This is a genomic window from Streptomyces sp. MUSC 14 (assembly GCF_001866675.1).
GTDB lineage: Bacteria > Actinomycetota > Actinomycetes > Streptomycetales > Streptomycetaceae > Streptomyces.
Genome location: NZ_MLYN01000023.1, coordinates 173,504 through 187,961 on the forward strand (window position 1 = coordinate 173,504; position 14,458 = coordinate 187,961).

General features: G+C 70.7%; 12 protein-coding genes. 10 read left to right on the forward strand and 2 right to left on the reverse strand.

The window, feature by feature from the left end; genetic code table 11:
- Positions 1-22 precede the first annotated feature (22 nt).
- Positions 23-607 (reverse strand): adenylosuccinate lyase, encoded by a 585-nt coding sequence (locus BIV25_RS14995; protein WP_071372789.1) that lies wholly within the window; start codon positions 605-607, stop codon positions 23-25.
- A gap of 385 nt (positions 608-992) precedes the next feature.
- Between BIV25_RS14995 and BIV25_RS15000 the strand changes: the two genes are divergently transcribed.
- The 9 genes from BIV25_RS15000 to pssA all read left to right on the forward strand — a co-directional run bounded on the left by BIV25_RS15000 (position 993) and on the right by pssA (position 11,967).
- Positions 993-2,804, forward strand: a complete 1,812-nt coding sequence (locus BIV25_RS15000) for a 3-hydroxyacyl-CoA dehydrogenase family protein (RefSeq protein ID WP_071372790.1) — start codon at positions 993-995, stop codon at positions 2,802-2,804.
- Positions 2,805-2,946: 142 nt separating this feature from the next.
- Entirely contained in the window at positions 2,947-3,780 is an 834-nt protein-coding gene (locus tag BIV25_RS15005; RefSeq protein WP_256255820.1) for a TetR family transcriptional regulator, read from the forward strand.
- Positions 3,781-4,184: 404 nt separating this feature from the next.
- Complete coding sequence (gene ccrA, locus BIV25_RS15010; RefSeq protein ID WP_071372898.1) at positions 4,185-5,522, forward strand: crotonyl-CoA carboxylase/reductase; 1,338 nt, start codon at positions 4,185-4,187, stop codon at positions 5,520-5,522.
- A gap of 26 nt (positions 5,523-5,548) precedes the next feature.
- Complete coding sequence (locus BIV25_RS15015) at positions 5,549-7,597, forward strand: protein meaA (RefSeq protein ID WP_071372792.1); 2,049 nt, start codon at positions 5,549-5,551, stop codon at positions 7,595-7,597.
- Entirely contained in the window at positions 7,594-8,556 is a 963-nt protein-coding gene (locus BIV25_RS15020; protein WP_071372793.1) for a CoA ester lyase, read from the forward strand. Before BIV25_RS15015 ends, BIV25_RS15020 begins: the two co-directional genes overlap by 4 nt.
- 5 nt (positions 8,557-8,561) lie before the next feature.
- Positions 8,562-9,074 (forward strand): MaoC family dehydratase, encoded by a 513-nt coding sequence (locus BIV25_RS15025; RefSeq protein ID WP_071372794.1) that lies wholly within the window; start codon positions 8,562-8,564, stop codon positions 9,072-9,074.
- Positions 9,075-9,077: 3 nt separating this feature from the next.
- Positions 9,078-10,283, forward strand: coding sequence for an acyl-CoA dehydrogenase family protein (locus BIV25_RS15030; protein ID WP_071372795.1), 1,206 nt, complete (start codon positions 9,078-9,080; stop codon positions 10,281-10,283).
- Positions 10,284-10,466: 183 nt separating this feature from the next.
- Positions 10,467-11,123 (forward strand): phosphatidylserine decarboxylase, encoded by a 657-nt coding sequence (locus tag BIV25_RS15035; protein WP_071372796.1) that lies wholly within the window; start codon positions 10,467-10,469, stop codon positions 11,121-11,123.
- Between the two features lie 22 nt (positions 11,124-11,145).
- Positions 11,146-11,967, forward strand: coding sequence for a CDP-diacylglycerol--serine O-phosphatidyltransferase (pssA, locus tag BIV25_RS15040; protein ID WP_071372899.1), 822 nt, complete (start codon positions 11,146-11,148; stop codon positions 11,965-11,967).
- Between the two features lie 74 nt (positions 11,968-12,041).
- Here pssA and BIV25_RS15045 read toward each other — a convergent pair whose 3' ends face one another.
- A complete protein-coding gene (locus BIV25_RS15045; protein ID WP_256255821.1) occupies positions 12,042-13,193 on the reverse strand; it encodes a glycerate kinase in 1,152 nt (383 codons plus the stop codon).
- 161 nt (positions 13,194-13,354) lie between these two features.
- Between BIV25_RS15045 and BIV25_RS15050 the strand changes: the two genes are divergently transcribed.
- On the forward strand, positions 13,355-14,446 hold the full coding sequence (locus BIV25_RS15050) for an ADP-ribosylglycohydrolase family protein (protein WP_071372798.1): 1,092 nt from the start codon (positions 13,355-13,357) through the stop codon (positions 14,444-14,446).
- Positions 14,447-14,458 lie beyond the last annotated feature (12 nt).

Below are 14,458 nucleotides of genomic sequence, written 5' to 3' on the forward strand. Positions count from 1 at the left end.
GGCAGCGACCGCTGACCGTGTGTCATCTCGCCTCCCTCTGCTGGGGAATGCGCGCCAGGGCGTGCACGGCCGCCTCCGCGAGGGCCGGGTGGGCCAGCGCCTCGTTCAGGACCCGGCGGGCGCGGGCATCGCCGAGGGTGCCGAGGCCCTCCACGCACGCGAGGGCGACCCTGCGGTAGGGGTCGTGCGGGCGCAGCCGGCGCTCCAGGGTGGTGATGAGCGCGGGTACGGACTCCGGGGCGCGCAACAGGGCCAGCAGGCGCACCGGGTGCAGGGCGTAGGCGACGCGCAGTTCGTTGGTGGCGAGGGCGGCGGCGGCGCGGGCCGTGCGCGGATCGCCGAGGCGGGCCAGGGCGTGCGCGGCGGAGGCGCAGCGCGGGGGGTCGCGGTGGTTGAGGAGCAGGACCAGCGACTCGAAGGCGCGCCGGTCGCCCGCGCGCCCGAGGCGGAACGCGGCCAGTTCCCTGGCCCACAACGGCTGTCCTGGAGCGGTGAGCACCTCCGCGAGTTCGTCGTCGTCCTGCGTCGCCAGCAGCCGGTCGAACCCCGCCGAGCCGCGCGACTCCTGCCGTAAGCGCTCCGTGAGCGATCGCAACTCTTCGTCCACGAAGTCCAGCGTAGGCGGGTGGCGACCGCGGGGGGAGCTACATCACACAGTCCGATGCGAGCACCCCTCTGGCGCGCTCGATACTGGCCGGTTAAGCTCAGACGAGCGAGTTACCCACTCGCATCTTCCGCTGGCGACGGTTTGGTGACGCAGCCGTCGCACGCGCAGTCGGTTCGGTACGTCAGTACCGATGGACGACCGGGCTCCGGGACAGGGCCGGTCGGACTCCCGCCGTTCGTACGGGCGTTGTGCGCGCCCGTGGCACCGGCAGCACCGGGCGTGTGCGCTCGCAGCCCGGCAACACCCGCATTCCTCACGCCCCGTGGTGCGTCTTCGGCGCACCCGGCGCGCTCCTCGTCGTCACCCTCTTTTCTGGAGTCCCGCGATGGCCACTCCCCTGTCCCCCCAGTCCGCCGCCCCCGCCACGCCGAAGACGATCGCCGTCGTCGGTCTGGGCACCATGGGCACCGGCATCACCGAGGTCCTCGTGAAGGCCGGCCGCGAGGTGATCGGCATCGACGTCAGCGAGGCGCAGGCCGCGCGCTGCGTCGCCGCCCTGGAGTCCTCCACCGCCCGCGCCGTGGAGCGCGGCCGGCTCACCGAGCAGGAGCGCGCCGACGCCCTCGGCCGGCTGCGCACCGGCACCGACCTCGCGGCGGCGGCCGACGCCGACCTCGTCATCGAGGTGGCCCCGGAGTCGTACGAGGTCAAGCACAGCATCTTCCGCGAGCTGGACGGCGTCGTCCGCCCCGACACGATCCTCGCCACCGGCACCAACGCGCTGTCCGTGACCCGGCTCGCCGCCGACTCCGCGCGCCCGGAGCGGGTGCTGGGCCTGCACTTCTTCAACCCGGCGCCCGCGATGAAGCTGGTCGAGGTGGTCTCCTCGGTGCTGACCGCGCCGAGCGCCGTCGCCGCCGTCACCGACCTCGCCGTCGAGCTGGGCAAGGAGCCCGTCGCCGTCGGCGACCGCCCCGGCTTCGTCGCCGACGGCCTGCTGTTCGGCTACCTCAACCAGGCCGCCGCGATGTACGAGGCCCGCTACGCCTCCCGCGAGGACATCGACGCGGCCATGCGGCTCGGCTGCGGCCTGCCGATGGGCCCGCTCGCCCTGCTGGACCTGATCGGCATCGACACCGCGCGCACGGTCCTGGAGGCCATGTACGCCGAGTCCCGCGACCGGCTGCACGCCCCCGCGCCGATCCTGAAGCAGCTCAGCGAGGCGGGCCTGACCGGCCGCAAGTCCGGGCGCGGCTTCTACAGCTACCAGGCGCCGGGCAGTGCCACGGTCGTCCCGGACGCCCTGACCCCGGCGGACGGGGGCACCGGGGCCGCCGGCCGCACCGTCCGCTCGGTCGGCGTCGCCGGCTCGGGCACCATGGCCTCCGGCATCGCCGAGGTGTTCGCCAAGGCGGGCTACGAGGTCGTGCTGGCCGCGCGCAGCGCGGAGAAGGCCCAGGCCGCCAAGGCCCGGATCGGCAAGTCGCTGTCCCGCTCGGTCGACAAGGGCCGGCTGACCGCCGAGGCCGCGGCCCAGGTCCTGGACCTGATCACCCCGGCCGGGTCCTACGACGCCTTCGCCGACGTCGACCTCGCCGTCGAGGCGATCGCCGAGGACCTGGAGGTCAAGCAGCAGCTGTTCCGGACGCTGGACAAGGTCTGCAAGCCCGGCGCGGTCCTCGCCACCACCACCTCCTCGCTGCCCGTCGTCGCCTGCGCCCGCGCCACCTCGCGCCCGCAGGACGTCATCGGCATGCACTTCTTCAACCCGGCGCCCGCGATGAAGCTGGTCGAGGTCGTGCGGACCGTGCTCACGGCCGACGACGTCCACGCCACCGTCCGCGAGGTCTGCGCGAAGGTCAGGAAGCACGCGGTGGACTGCGGCGACCGGGCCGGCTTCATCGTGAACGCGCTGCTGTTCCCGTACCTGAACAACGCCATCAAGATGGTCGAGGAGCACTACGCGTCCCTCGACGACATCGACGCGGCGATGAAGCTCGGCGGCGGCTACCCGATGGGCCCCTTCGAGCTGCTGGACGTGGTCGGCCTGGACGTCTCGCTGGCCATCGAGAAGGTCCTGCACCGCGAGTTCCGCGACCCGGGTCTGGCCCCGGCCCCGCTGCTGGAGCATCTGGTGGCGGCGGGCTGCCTCGGCCGCAAGACCGGCCGCGGTTTCCGCGAGTATGCCCGCCGCTGACGGCGTCGGCGACTGGTCCCACGCGGAGCCGGACTGGGGCGGACTGCTCGACCCCGCTGCGCATCTCCTCTCCACCCGGGCGGGCGGTCCCCCGCCCGTCCCGGGTGGGGAAACCCCCACACCTGCGCAGGGAGCTGCGCACATGCAGTACGTTCGGGGCATGTCCCAGCCCGCCAAGTCCTCACGTACACCAGCTACGCCCGACGCGCCGGAAAGTGCCGCAGGCAGTCGCGCCGCCGCCCAGCGGCTCAAGATGCGCCGAGAGCTGGCGGCCGCAGCCATGGAGCTGTTCGCGACCAAGGGGTACGAGGCGACCACCGTCGACGAGATCGCGGCCGCCGCCGGCGTGGCCCGCCGTACCTTCTTCCGCCACTTCCGCTCCAAGGAAGAGGCGATCTTCCCGGACCACGACGACACGCTGGTCCGCGCCGAGGCGGTCCTCAACGCCGCCCCGGCGCACGAGCATCCCCTTGACACCGTGTGCCGCGGCATCAAGGAAGTCATGCGGATGTACGCGGCGCAGCCGGCGATCTCGGTCGCCCGCTACAAGCTCACCCGCGAGGTGCCCACCCTGCGTGAGGCCGAGATCGCCTCGGTGGCCCGTTACGAGCGCCTGTTCACGCGCTACCTGCTCGGCCACTTCGACGAGCACGCGCATGCCGACGACGCCAACGACGACCCGCTGCTGGCCGAGGTCGCCGCCTCCGCCGTCGTCACCGCCCACAACCACGTGCTACGGCGCTGGCTGCGGGCGGGCGGGCAGGGGGACGTGGAGACGCAGCTCGACCACGCCTTCGCGATCGTGCGCAAGACGTTCGGCACGGGGATCGGGGCCGGCCGCGGCCCGGCGCCGCGCACTCCCGCCGCCCCCGCCACGTCCTCGGTGCAGGGTGAGGTCCTGGTGACGGTGGCACGGACGGACGCCCCGCTGGAGGAGGTCATGCGGACCATCGAGGAGGCTCTGAAGGAGCGCTGAGCGGCTTCTCCTCCCGCCTGCCGGCTGTGATGACGGCCACCCCTCGGGGTGGCCGTTTTGCCATGTCAGGGCCCGTTTTCGAGCAGAATTCCAGACGCGTTCGATCGATCATCGCTCATTTGTTGCGTAAAGATTTCATCTGAGGGCTTGTTCTGGCACTCAGTGCCTTGCCACCTGACACGCGGTGTCATACGTTGAAGGTGTCCGGCCTGTCCCGGCGAGCCCACCAGCTCGTGTGCCGGACGCCTGCGTCACAGGCAACCTCCCGCGCCACAAAGCGCTGCCGAAGCACCACCGCGCCGAACCGACGGCACCTTCTCAGCACCACAGACCCTCAGCAGCACCGACGAACCCTCAACGCCCCTCCCTCAGGGGCGTTCACCGCCGGAGGCAACACCGTGACCGTGAAGGACATCCTGGACGCGATCCAGTCGAAGGACGCCACGTCCGCCGACTTCGCAGCCCTGCCGCTCCCCGAGTCGTACCGCGCGATCACCGTGCACAAGGACGAGACGGAGATGTTCGCGGGGCTCGCGACCCGCGACAAGGACCCGCGCAAGTCGATCCACCTCGACGAGGTGCCCGTGCCCGAACTCGGCCCGGGCGAGGCCCTGGTGGCCGTCATGGCCTCCTCGGTCAACTACAACTCGGTGTGGACCTCGATCTTCGAGCCGCTGTCCACGTTCGGCTTCCTGGAGCGCTACGGCAAGGTCAGCGAGCTCACCAAGCGGCACGACCTGCCGTACCACATCATCGGCTCCGACCTCGCGGGCGTCGTGCTGCGCACCGGCCCGGGCGTGAACGCCTGGAAGCCCGGCGACGAGGTCGTCGCGCACTGCCTGTCCGTCGAGCTGGAGTCGAGCGACGGGCACAACGACACGATGCTCGACCCCGAGCAGCGCATCTGGGGCTTCGAGACCAACTTCGGCGGCCTCGCCGAGATAGCGCTCGTCAAGTCCAACCAGCTGATGCCGAAGCCGGGACACCTGAGCTGGGAGGAGGCGGCGGCCCCGGGCCTGGTCAACTCCACCGCCTACCGCCAGCTGGTCTCCCGCAACGGCGCCCAGATGAAGCAGGGCGACAACGTGCTCATCTGGGGCGCGAGCGGCGGACTCGGCTCGTACGCCACACAGTTCGCGCTCGCCGGCGGCGCCACCCCCATCTGTGTCGTCTCCTCGCCCCAGAAGGCCGAGATCTGCCGGAAGATGGGCGCCGAGCTGATCATCGACCGCAGCGCCGAGGGCTACAAGTTCTGGAAGGACGAGCACACCCAGGACCCGCGCGAGTGGAAGCGGTTCGGCAAGCGCATCCGTGAACTCACCGGCGGCGAGGACGTCGACATCGTCTTCGAGCACCCCGGCCGCGAGACCTTCGGCGCCTCCGTCTACGTCACCCGCAAGGGCGGCACCATCGTCACCTGCGCCTCGACGTCCGGATACAACCACGAGTACGACAACCGCTACCTGTGGATGTCCCTCAAGCGCATCATCGGCTCCCACTTCGCCAACTACCGCGAGGCCTGGGAGGCCAACCGCCTCATCGCCAAGGGCAAGATCCACCCGACCCTGTCGAAGGTGTACGCGCTGGAGGAGACCGGGCAGGCCGCCTACGACGTCCACCGCAACCTGCACCAGGGCAAGGTCGGCGTGCTGTGCCTCGCACCCGGGGAAGGTCTCGGTGTGCGCGACGAGGAGATGCGCGCCCAGCACATCGACGCCATCAACCGCTTCCGCAACATCTGAGGACACGAGGACACCCGGGGTCATAGATGACAGAGCGTCAGCCCGCCGAGAGCAAGCGGGAGAAGGACCGGCCGTGGCTCATGCGCACGTACGCCGGCCACTCCACGGCCGAGGCGTCCAACGAGTTGTACCGGCGCAACCTCGCCAAGGGCCAGACCGGCCTGTCGGTGGCGTTCGACCTGCCGACGCAGACCGGCTACGACCCGGATCACATCCTCGCCCGCGGCGAGGTCGGCCGGGTCGGCGTGCCCGTCTCGCACCTCGGTGACATGCGCCGGCTGTTCCAGGACATCCCCCTGGAGCAGATGAACACCTCGATGACGATCAACGCCACCGCCATGTGGCTGCTGGCGCTCTACCAGGTCGTCGCCGAGGAGCAGGGTGCGGACATCACCAGGCTCCAGGGCACGACCCAGAACGACATCGTCAAGGAGTACCTGTCCCGGGGAACGCACGTCTTCCCACCGGGTCCCTCGCTCCGGCTGACGACGGACATGATCGCGTACACGGTGTCCCACATCCCCAAATGGAACCCGATCAACATCTGCAGTTACCACCTGCAGGAGGCCGGCGCCACGCCGGTGCAGGAGATCGCGTACGCGATGTCCACCGCGATCGCCGTCCTCGACGCGGTGCGCGACAGCGGCCAGGTGCCGCCGGAGCGCATGGGTGACGTCGTCGCCCGGATCTCCTTCTTCGTCAACGCGGGCGTCCGCTTCGTCGAGGAGATGTGCAAGATGCGGGCGTTCGGCCGCATCTGGGACGAGGTCACGCGCGAGCGGTACGGCATCGAGAGCCCCAAGCAGCGCCGCTTCCGCTACGGCGTCCAGGTCAACTCGCTCGGCCTGACCGAGGCGCAGCCGGAGAACAACGTCCAGCGCATCGTGCTGGAGATGCTGGCCGTCACGCTGTCCAAGGACGCCCGCGCGCGTGCCGTCCAACTCCCCGCCTGGAACGAGGCGTTGGGCCTTCCCCGGCCCTGGGACCAGCAGTGGAGCCTGCGCATCCAGCAGGTGCTCGCCTACGAGAGCGACCTGCTGGAGTACGACGACATCTTCGAGGGCTCGAAGGTGATCGAGACGAAGGTGGACCAGCTGGTCTCGGACGCCTTCGCGGAGATCCGCCGGATCCAGGAGATGGGCGGCGCGATGGCCGCCGTCGAGTCCGGCTACCTGAAGTCGCAGCTGGTCTCCTCGCACGCCGAGCGCCGGGCCCGGATCGAGTCCGGCGAGGAGAAGATCATCGGTGTCAACGCCTTCGAGGGCACCGAGCCGAACCCGCTGACGGCCGATCTGGACACCGCGATCCAGACGGTCGACCCGGCGGTCGAGGCCCGCGTCATCGGCGCGCTGCAGCACTGGCGCGACACGCGCTACCAACCGCCCTTCAACCACCCGCGGCCCTGCAAGGCGCTGGAGCGGCTGAAGGAGGCCGCCAAAGGCACCGCGAACCTGATGGAGGCCACGCTGGAGTGCGCCCGCGCCGGGGTCACGACCGGCGAGTGGGCGGGCGCCCTGCGTGAGGTGTTCGGCGAGTACCGGGCACCCACCGGGGTCTCCTCGGCGCCCGTCGCCGTCCCCGTCGAGGCCGGCTCCGCGCTCGCCGACGTCCGCGCCCGGGTCGACACCACCGCCCGCGACCTCGGGGTGGGCAAACTGCGCTTCCTGGTCGGCAAGCCCGGCCTGGACGGCCACTCCAACGGCGCCGAGCAGATCGCGGTGCGCGCCCGAGACGCCGGCTTCGAGGTGGTCTACCAGGGCATCCGGCTCACCCCGGAGCAGATCGTGGACGCGGCACTGGCCGAGGACGTGCACGCGGTGGGCCTGTCGATCCTGTCCGGCTCGCACGCCCAGCTCGTCCCGGACGTGCTCCAGCGGCTGCGTGTGGCCGGTGCCACAGATATACCGGTGATCGCCGGTGGCATCATCCCGAATGGTGACGCCGAGCAGCTCAAGGCCGCCGGAGTAGCCGCTGTCTTCACCCCGAAGGACTTCGACATCACCGGAATCATCGGCGCCATCGTCGACGAGATCCGGAAAGCGAACAAGCTCGACCCCCTGGAGGTCCCCGCATGACGACCGTCAACCGTCTCCGCCCGCGGCGCTCGTGCCTGGCAGTACCCGGTTCGAACCCGCGCTTCCTGGAGAAGGCCCAGGGCCTCCCCGCCGACCAGGTCTTCCTGGACCTGGAGGACGCGTGCGCGCCGCTCGCCAAGCCCGAGGCGCGGCACACCATCGTGAAGTTCCTCAACGAGGGCGACTGGACGGGCAAGACGCGCGTCGTGCGTGTCAACGACTGGACGACCGAGTGGACGTACCGCGACGTCGTCACCGTCGTCGAGGGCGCCGGCCAGAACCTCGACTGCATCATGCTGCCGAAGGTGCAGAGCGCCGAGCAGGTCGTCGCGCTGGACCTGCTGCTGACCCAGATCGAGAAGACCATGGGCTTCGAGGTCGGCAAGATCGGCATCGAGGCGCAGATCGAGAACGCACAGGGCCTGAACAACGTCAACGCGATCGCCCAGGCCTCCCCGCGCGTCGAGACGATCATCTTCGGCCCGGCCGACTTCATGGCGTCCATCAACATGAAGTCGCTGGTCGTGGGCGAGCAGCCGCCCGGCTACCCGGCGGACGCCTACCACTACATCCTGATGAAGATCCTGATGGCCGCCCGCGCCAACAACCTCCAGGCGATCGACGGCCCCTACCTGCAGATCCGCAACATCGACGGCTATCGCGAGGTCGCCCAGCGGGCCGCGGCCCTCGGTTTCGACGGCAAGTGGGTGCTGCACCCGGGCCAGGTCGAGGCGTCCAACGAGATCTTCTCGCCCTCGCAGGAGGACTACGACCACGCCGAGCTGATCCTGGACGCGTACGACTACTACACGTCCGAGGCGGGCGGCAAGAAGGGCTCCGCGATGCTCGGCGACGAGATGATCGACGAGGCCAGCCGCAAGATGGCCCTGGTCGTCTCGGGCAAGGGCCGGGCGGCGGGGATGACCCGTACGTCGAAGTTCGAGATCCCGGAGGCCTGAGCGCGATGCAGTTCGGACGCACGTACGAGGAGTTCGAGGTCGGGGCGACGTACAAGCACTGGCCCGGGAAGACGGTCACGGAGTACGACGACCACCTGTTCTGTCTCCTCACCATGAACCACCACCCGCTCCACATGGACACCAACTACGCCGAGAAGACGACGGACTTCGGCAAGAACGTGGTGGTCGGGAACTACATCTACTCACTGCTGCTCGGCATGAGCGTGCCGGACATCTCCGGCAAGGCGATCGCCAACCTGGAGATCGAGTCGCTCAGGCACGTGGCTCCCACGTTCCACGGGGACACGATCTACGGGCAGACGACCGTGCTCGACAAGTGGCCCTCGAAGTCGAAGAACGACCGCGGGATCGTCTACGTCGAGACCAAGGGCTACAAGCAGGACGGCACGCTCGTGTGCACCTTCCGCCGCAAGGTGATGGTGCCGACCGAGACGTACATCAAGGAGCGCGGCGGCGAGCAGCCGGGCCGCCCCGAGCTCAAGGAACAGGGGAAGTAAGCGATGGCCCGTCTCGCCCAGACCGCCGGTCTGACCGACGTCCAGCAGGAGATCCTCTCCACCGTCCGGGACTTTGTCGACAAGGAGATCATTCCTGTCGCGACCGGGCTGGAGCACCGCGACGAGTACCCGCAAGCCATCGTGGACGGGCTGAAGGAACTCGGCCTGTTCGGTCTGATGATCCCCGAGGAGTACGGCGGCCTGGGCGAGTCCCTCCTGACGTACGCGCTGTGCGTCGAGGAGATCGCCCGCGGCTGGATGTCCGTCTCCGGCATCATCAACACCCACTTCATCGTCGCGTACATGCTCAAGCAGCACGGCACGCAGGAGCAGAAGGACCACTTCCTGCCCCGCATGGCCGCCGGCGACATCCGCGGCGCCTTCTCGATGTCGGAGCCGGGCCTGGGCTCCGACGTGTCGGCGATCACGTCGAAGGCGGTCAGGGACGGCGACGAGTACGTCCTGAACGGCCAGAAGATGTGGCTGACGAACGGCGGCACGTCCTCGCTCGTGGCCGTGCTCGTCCGCAGTGACGAAGGCCACCCGGAGGGCACGGCCCCGCACAAGTCGATGACGACCTTCCTGATCGAGAAGGAGCCGGGCTTCGGCGAGGTCCGCCCGGGCCTCACCATCCCCGGCAAGATCGACAAGATGGGCTACAAGGGCGTCGACACCACCGAACTGGTCATGGACGGCCTGCGGCTGCCGGCCGACCGGGTGCTCGGCGGCGTCACCGGCCGCGGCTTCTACCAGATGATGGACGGCGTCGAGGTCGGCCGGGTGAACGTGGCCGCCCGCGGCTGCGGCGTCGCCCAGCGCGCCTTCGAGCTGGGGGTGAGCTACGCCCAGCAGCGGCACACCTTCGGCAAGCCGATCGCCCAGCACCAGGCGATCCAGTTCAAGCTGGCCGAGATGGCGACCAAGGTCGAGGCCGCCCATGCGATGATGGTCAACGCTGCCCGCAAGAAGGACTCCGGGGAGCGCAACGACCTGGAAGCCGGGATGGCGAAGTACCTGGCCTCCGAGTACTGCAAGGAGGTCGTCGAGGACGCCTTCCGCATCCACGGCGGCTACGGCTTCTCGAAGGAGTACGAGATCGAGCGTCTGTACCGCGAGGCGCCGATGCTGCTCATCGGTGAAGGTACCGCCGAAATCCAGAAAATGATCATCGGCCGCAGGCTGCTCGAAGAGTATCGATTCCAAGGCTGATTGTCCGGGTACGGGGTGTTTTCTTCGAGAAGAAGATCACACCCTGTACTCATTGTTCAGCCGGTCTTCGGCCGCCGACTCGTCTTCCTGGCTTGCCCAGTTGCGGCCCGCGCCCGGTACGATCCCCGGAAAGCCGCCGTCCCCCGTCATACCGCGCGGCATCATCCGCTACGAAGGTCATCCATGCCCCACAGCCAAACCTCTGCACATCGAGACAGCCTGGCCGGCGTACGCCTCGCGCGCGGAGCATCGCCGTGGCTCCTCCCGACCGTCGCCACCGCAGCCCTCAGCCTGGCCCGCGCCCGCCGCTCGGGCGCCGCCAAGGCCGTCGCCGTGCCCGCCACCGCGCTCGCGGCGGGCATGCTGTGGTTCTTCCGCGACCCCGAGCGCGAGATCGCCCGGGGCCGGGTCATCTCGCCCGCCGACGGTGTGGTGCAGAGCATCATGCCGTGGAAGGACGGGCGCACCCGCGTCGCGATCTTCATGAGCCCGCTGAACGTCCACGTCAACCGCGCGCCCCTCGCGGGCACGGTGACGTCCGTCGAACACGTCCCCGGCGGCTTCGTTCCGGCCTTCAACAAGGAGAGCGAGAACAACGAGCGCGTAGTCTGGCATTTCGACACCGAACTCGGCGACATCGAGATGATCCAGATCGCCGGCGCGGTGGCCCGCCGCATCGTGCCCTACATCCCCGAGGGCACGAAGGTCGAGCAGGGCGACCGAATCGGTCTGATCCGCTTCGGCTCGCGTGTCGACCTCTACCTGCCCGAGGGCGTGGAGGTCGCGGTCGAGGTCGGACAGAAGACCGTGGCTGGGGTGACTCGCATTGACCGTGATTGATCCGGAGACCCAGGCGGGCTGGGTGCCCGAGGCCGACGAGGTGGACGAAGAGGAGGAGATGCCTCTCTCCCTCCGTCTGTCGATAGCGGACACCCTCACCCTCGGCAACGCCACGTGCGGCTTCATGGCGGTGTACTTCACCACCACCGGCATCCTGATCCCGCACCTGACGGGCAACGACGAGTCCGCGGGCATGGCGCGGCACAGCGCCGCCACGGCCGTCATCCTGATGCTCTGCGCGGCCGTCTTCGACCTGTTCGACGGACTGGTGGCCCGGAAGCTGCGCTCGTCCCCCATGGGCGCGGAGCTGGACAACCTCTCCGACCTGATCAGCTTCGGGCTCGCGCCGGCGTACTTCGTCCTCGTCTACGGCATGGTCGCCGACGACGCGCACCAGCGGATGGCGGCGCTGGGCGCGATCGTGGTGCTGCTGGCGGTCGTACTCAGACTCGCCCGGTTCTCCTGCGTGACGATGAAGGACGGCATGTTCCAGGGCATGCCGAGCCCGTTCGGGGCGCTGACGGTCGTCTCGATCGTGCTCCTGGAGCTGCCTTTCGTGGCGACGCTGCTGGCGATCCTCGGCACCGCGTGGCTGATGGTGAGCCGCGTGGAGTACCCGAAGCCGCGGGGCCGCCTCGCCGGGGCCATGCTGTCCTGGATCGTGCTGAACATGGGCCTGCTGGCCGCCTGGGCCTTCGACGCGCCCAGCGGGCAGCTGCTGCTCCAGACGGGCTGCGCGCTCCAGCTGGTCATGGGCGCGGTGATCCCGCTGTTCGCCACGGCGCGCCGGGTGAACAACTTCCGCGACAACCGGCGCGAGGCGCGGGCGGCGCAGTTGCCGTAGCGGCGCTCGTACGTGGGGCCCCGGACCGTTTGCCGGTCCGGGGCCCCTTTGCATGTGCGCGCCCCGCCGGGCGCTCAGCGCACGTAGTCCTCGGCGATCCGCGCCGCGACGCGCTCCAGGATCGGGCCCGCGTCCGCGATGCACCTGGCCACGTCCGGCTCGACCGCGGTCAGCGGGTAGGCGCGCTCGATGCCGGCCCGCAGCAGCGCCTCCTCGGGAAGCGCCAGCCGGCCGCACACCGCGACCACGGTCCGGCCCGCGGCCCGCGCCGCCGAGGCGACCCCCGCCGGAGCCTTCCCGTGCAGCGTCTGCTCGTCCAGCGACCCCTCACCGGTGATCACCAGTGAGGCCCGCTCCAGCGCGGGCGCGAAGCCGAGGACGTCGAGCATGACCTCGATGCCGGGGCGGAAACGGGCGCCCAGGAGCAGGGCGCCGTAGCCGATGCCGCCCGCGGCGCCCGCGCCCGGCGCCGCCGCGTGCTCGGCGGCCCGCGGCCCCACGGCCGCCTCCAGCACCTTCGCATAGTGCGCGAGCGCCGCGTCCAGGGTGTCCACGTCGTCCGGCGAGGCGCCCTTCTGCGGGCCGTAGACGGCCGGTGCGCCCTTCGGCCCGGTCAGCGGATTGTCCACGTCGCTCGCCAGGACCAGTTCGACCGAGGAGAGGCGGGGGTCCAGGGCGGACAGGTCGGCGCGGGCCAGGTCGGCGAGGCCGCCGCCGCCCGGGGGCACCGGCTCACCGTCCTCGTCCAGGAACCGGGCGCCCAGCGCCGACAGCATCCCGGCGCCGCCGTCCGTCGTGGCGCTGCCGCCGACGCCGAACACGATGGTCCGCGCGCCCGCGTCCAGCGCGGCCCGCAGCAGCTCTCCGGAGCCGTACGTCGAGGCGGTCAGGGGCGCGAAGACACCGGCCGGCAGGCGCTGGAGGCCGCTGGCCTCCGCCATCTCCACGACCGCGGTCGTGCCGCGCAGCGCGTACGCGGCCGTCACCTCCTGGCTCAGCGGCCCCGCGACCCGCACCTCACGCCGCTCGAAACCGGCCGCGACCGCCGCGTCCACGGTCCCGTCGCCGCCGTCGGCCACGGGCAGCGCCTCGACCTCGACGTCCGGCACGACCCGGCGCAGCCCGGCCGTCACCCGCTCGGCGACCTGCACGGCCGTCAGCGACCCCTTGAACTTGTCCGCGGCGACCAGCACCCGACAGGGCTCGTCCACGCTTGCGTCCGCCACCTTGCTTACCCCTTGCTCTCCGGGCCCCGCGCACGTCAGGGCCAGTCGCGCCGCTGCGACCATAACCGCAAGCGGCCCCCGTCGTCATGCCCCGACCGAAGGCTGGGCAGCAGCTGGGAGGCGGCCGGGAGGGCCCTGGGGAAAACGGGTACACCCCAGCCATGACCCTCCAGCCCGCCTCCGCCCCCCAGCGCACCGGGCCCGGCCTCGCCGACCGCATCCACGGCGGCTGGCTCGGCCGGATCGCGGGCAACATGCTCGGCAAACCGGTCGAACAGGGCGAGGTGTGGACCCGCGACCGCATCGACCGCTATCTGCGCCGGGCCGGGGCGCTGCCGCTCACCGGCTATCTGCCCGAGCCCGTCGACCCCGCCGACCGGGCGGTGCTGCGCCCGGAGTGGCGCGCCTGCGTGCGCGGGCGCATCGAGGGCAGCTGCCGGGACGACGACGTGGACTACACGGTCCTCGGCCTGGACCTGCTGGAGACCCACGGCCCCGGCTTCAGCACCGAGCAGGTGGGCGGTCTGTGGCTCCTCCGGCTGCCGTATCTGCAGACCTTCACCGCGGAGCGGGCGGCGTACCGCAACCTCGTCGCCGGGCTCAGGCCGCCGCTGACAGCGACGTACCACAACCCCTACCAGGAGTGGATCGGGGCGCTGATCCGCGCCGACATCCACGGCTGGGTCTGCCCCGGCGACCCGGTCCGCGCCGCCGGCCTGGCCCGCCGGGACGCGGTGCTCTCGCACACCGGCAACGGGGTGTACGGCGCGATGTGGGCGGCCGCGCTCATCGCGGCGGCGTTCACCGCGCCGAGCGTGCGGGACGCGGTGGAGGGCGGGCTCGGCGTGATCCCGGCGGGCTGCCGGCTCGCCCGGACCGTACGGCGGGTCGCGGCCCTGCACGAGTCCGGGATGTCCTGGGAGCAGACCCTGGCCACGCTGTCCGAGGAGACCGCCGGGCTCGGCTGGATCCACACCGTCCCGAACGCCGCCGTGCTGACCGCCGGGCTGCTGTACGGCGACGACGACTTCACCCGGACCCTCGCCCTGACCGTGCGCGGCGGCCTGGACACCGACTCCAACGGGGCGACCGCCGGCTCGGTGGCCGGGGTCCGCACCGGCGCGGCCGGTATCCCCGCGCCGTGGACGGAGCCGCTGCGGGACACGGTACGGAGCGCGGTGTCCGGCTTCGACGACGTACGGATCAGTGCGCTGGCGGAACGCACCCTGCGCCTGGTGACGGCCGTGCCGTAGCCGTGCCGCGGC

Excerpts from the sequence above, each read along its gene's own strand:
- BIV25_RS15000 (WP_071372790.1), top strand. The coding sequence starts at position 993 with ATGGCCACTCCCCTGTCCCCCCAGTCCGCCGCCCCCGCCACGCCGAAG.
- BIV25_RS15005 (WP_256255820.1), top strand. The coding sequence starts at position 2,947 with ATGCAGTACGTTCGGGGCATGTCCCAGCCCGCCAAGTCCTCACGTACA.
- BIV25_RS15015 (WP_071372792.1), top strand. The coding sequence starts at position 5,549 with ATGACAGAGCGTCAGCCCGCCGAGAGCAAGCGGGAGAAGGACCGGCCG.
- BIV25_RS15020 (WP_071372793.1), top strand. The coding sequence starts at position 7,594 with ATGACGACCGTCAACCGTCTCCGCCCGCGGCGCTCGTGCCTGGCAGTA.
- BIV25_RS15025 (WP_071372794.1), top strand. The coding sequence starts at position 8,562 with ATGCAGTTCGGACGCACGTACGAGGAGTTCGAGGTCGGGGCGACGTAC.
- BIV25_RS15030 (WP_071372795.1), top strand. The coding sequence starts at position 9,078 with ATGGCCCGTCTCGCCCAGACCGCCGGTCTGACCGACGTCCAGCAGGAG.
- BIV25_RS15035 (WP_071372796.1), top strand. The coding sequence starts at position 10,467 with ATGCCCCACAGCCAAACCTCTGCACATCGAGACAGCCTGGCCGGCGTA.
- BIV25_RS15050 (WP_071372798.1), top strand. The coding sequence starts at position 13,355 with ATGACCCTCCAGCCCGCCTCCGCCCCCCAGCGCACCGGGCCCGGCCTC.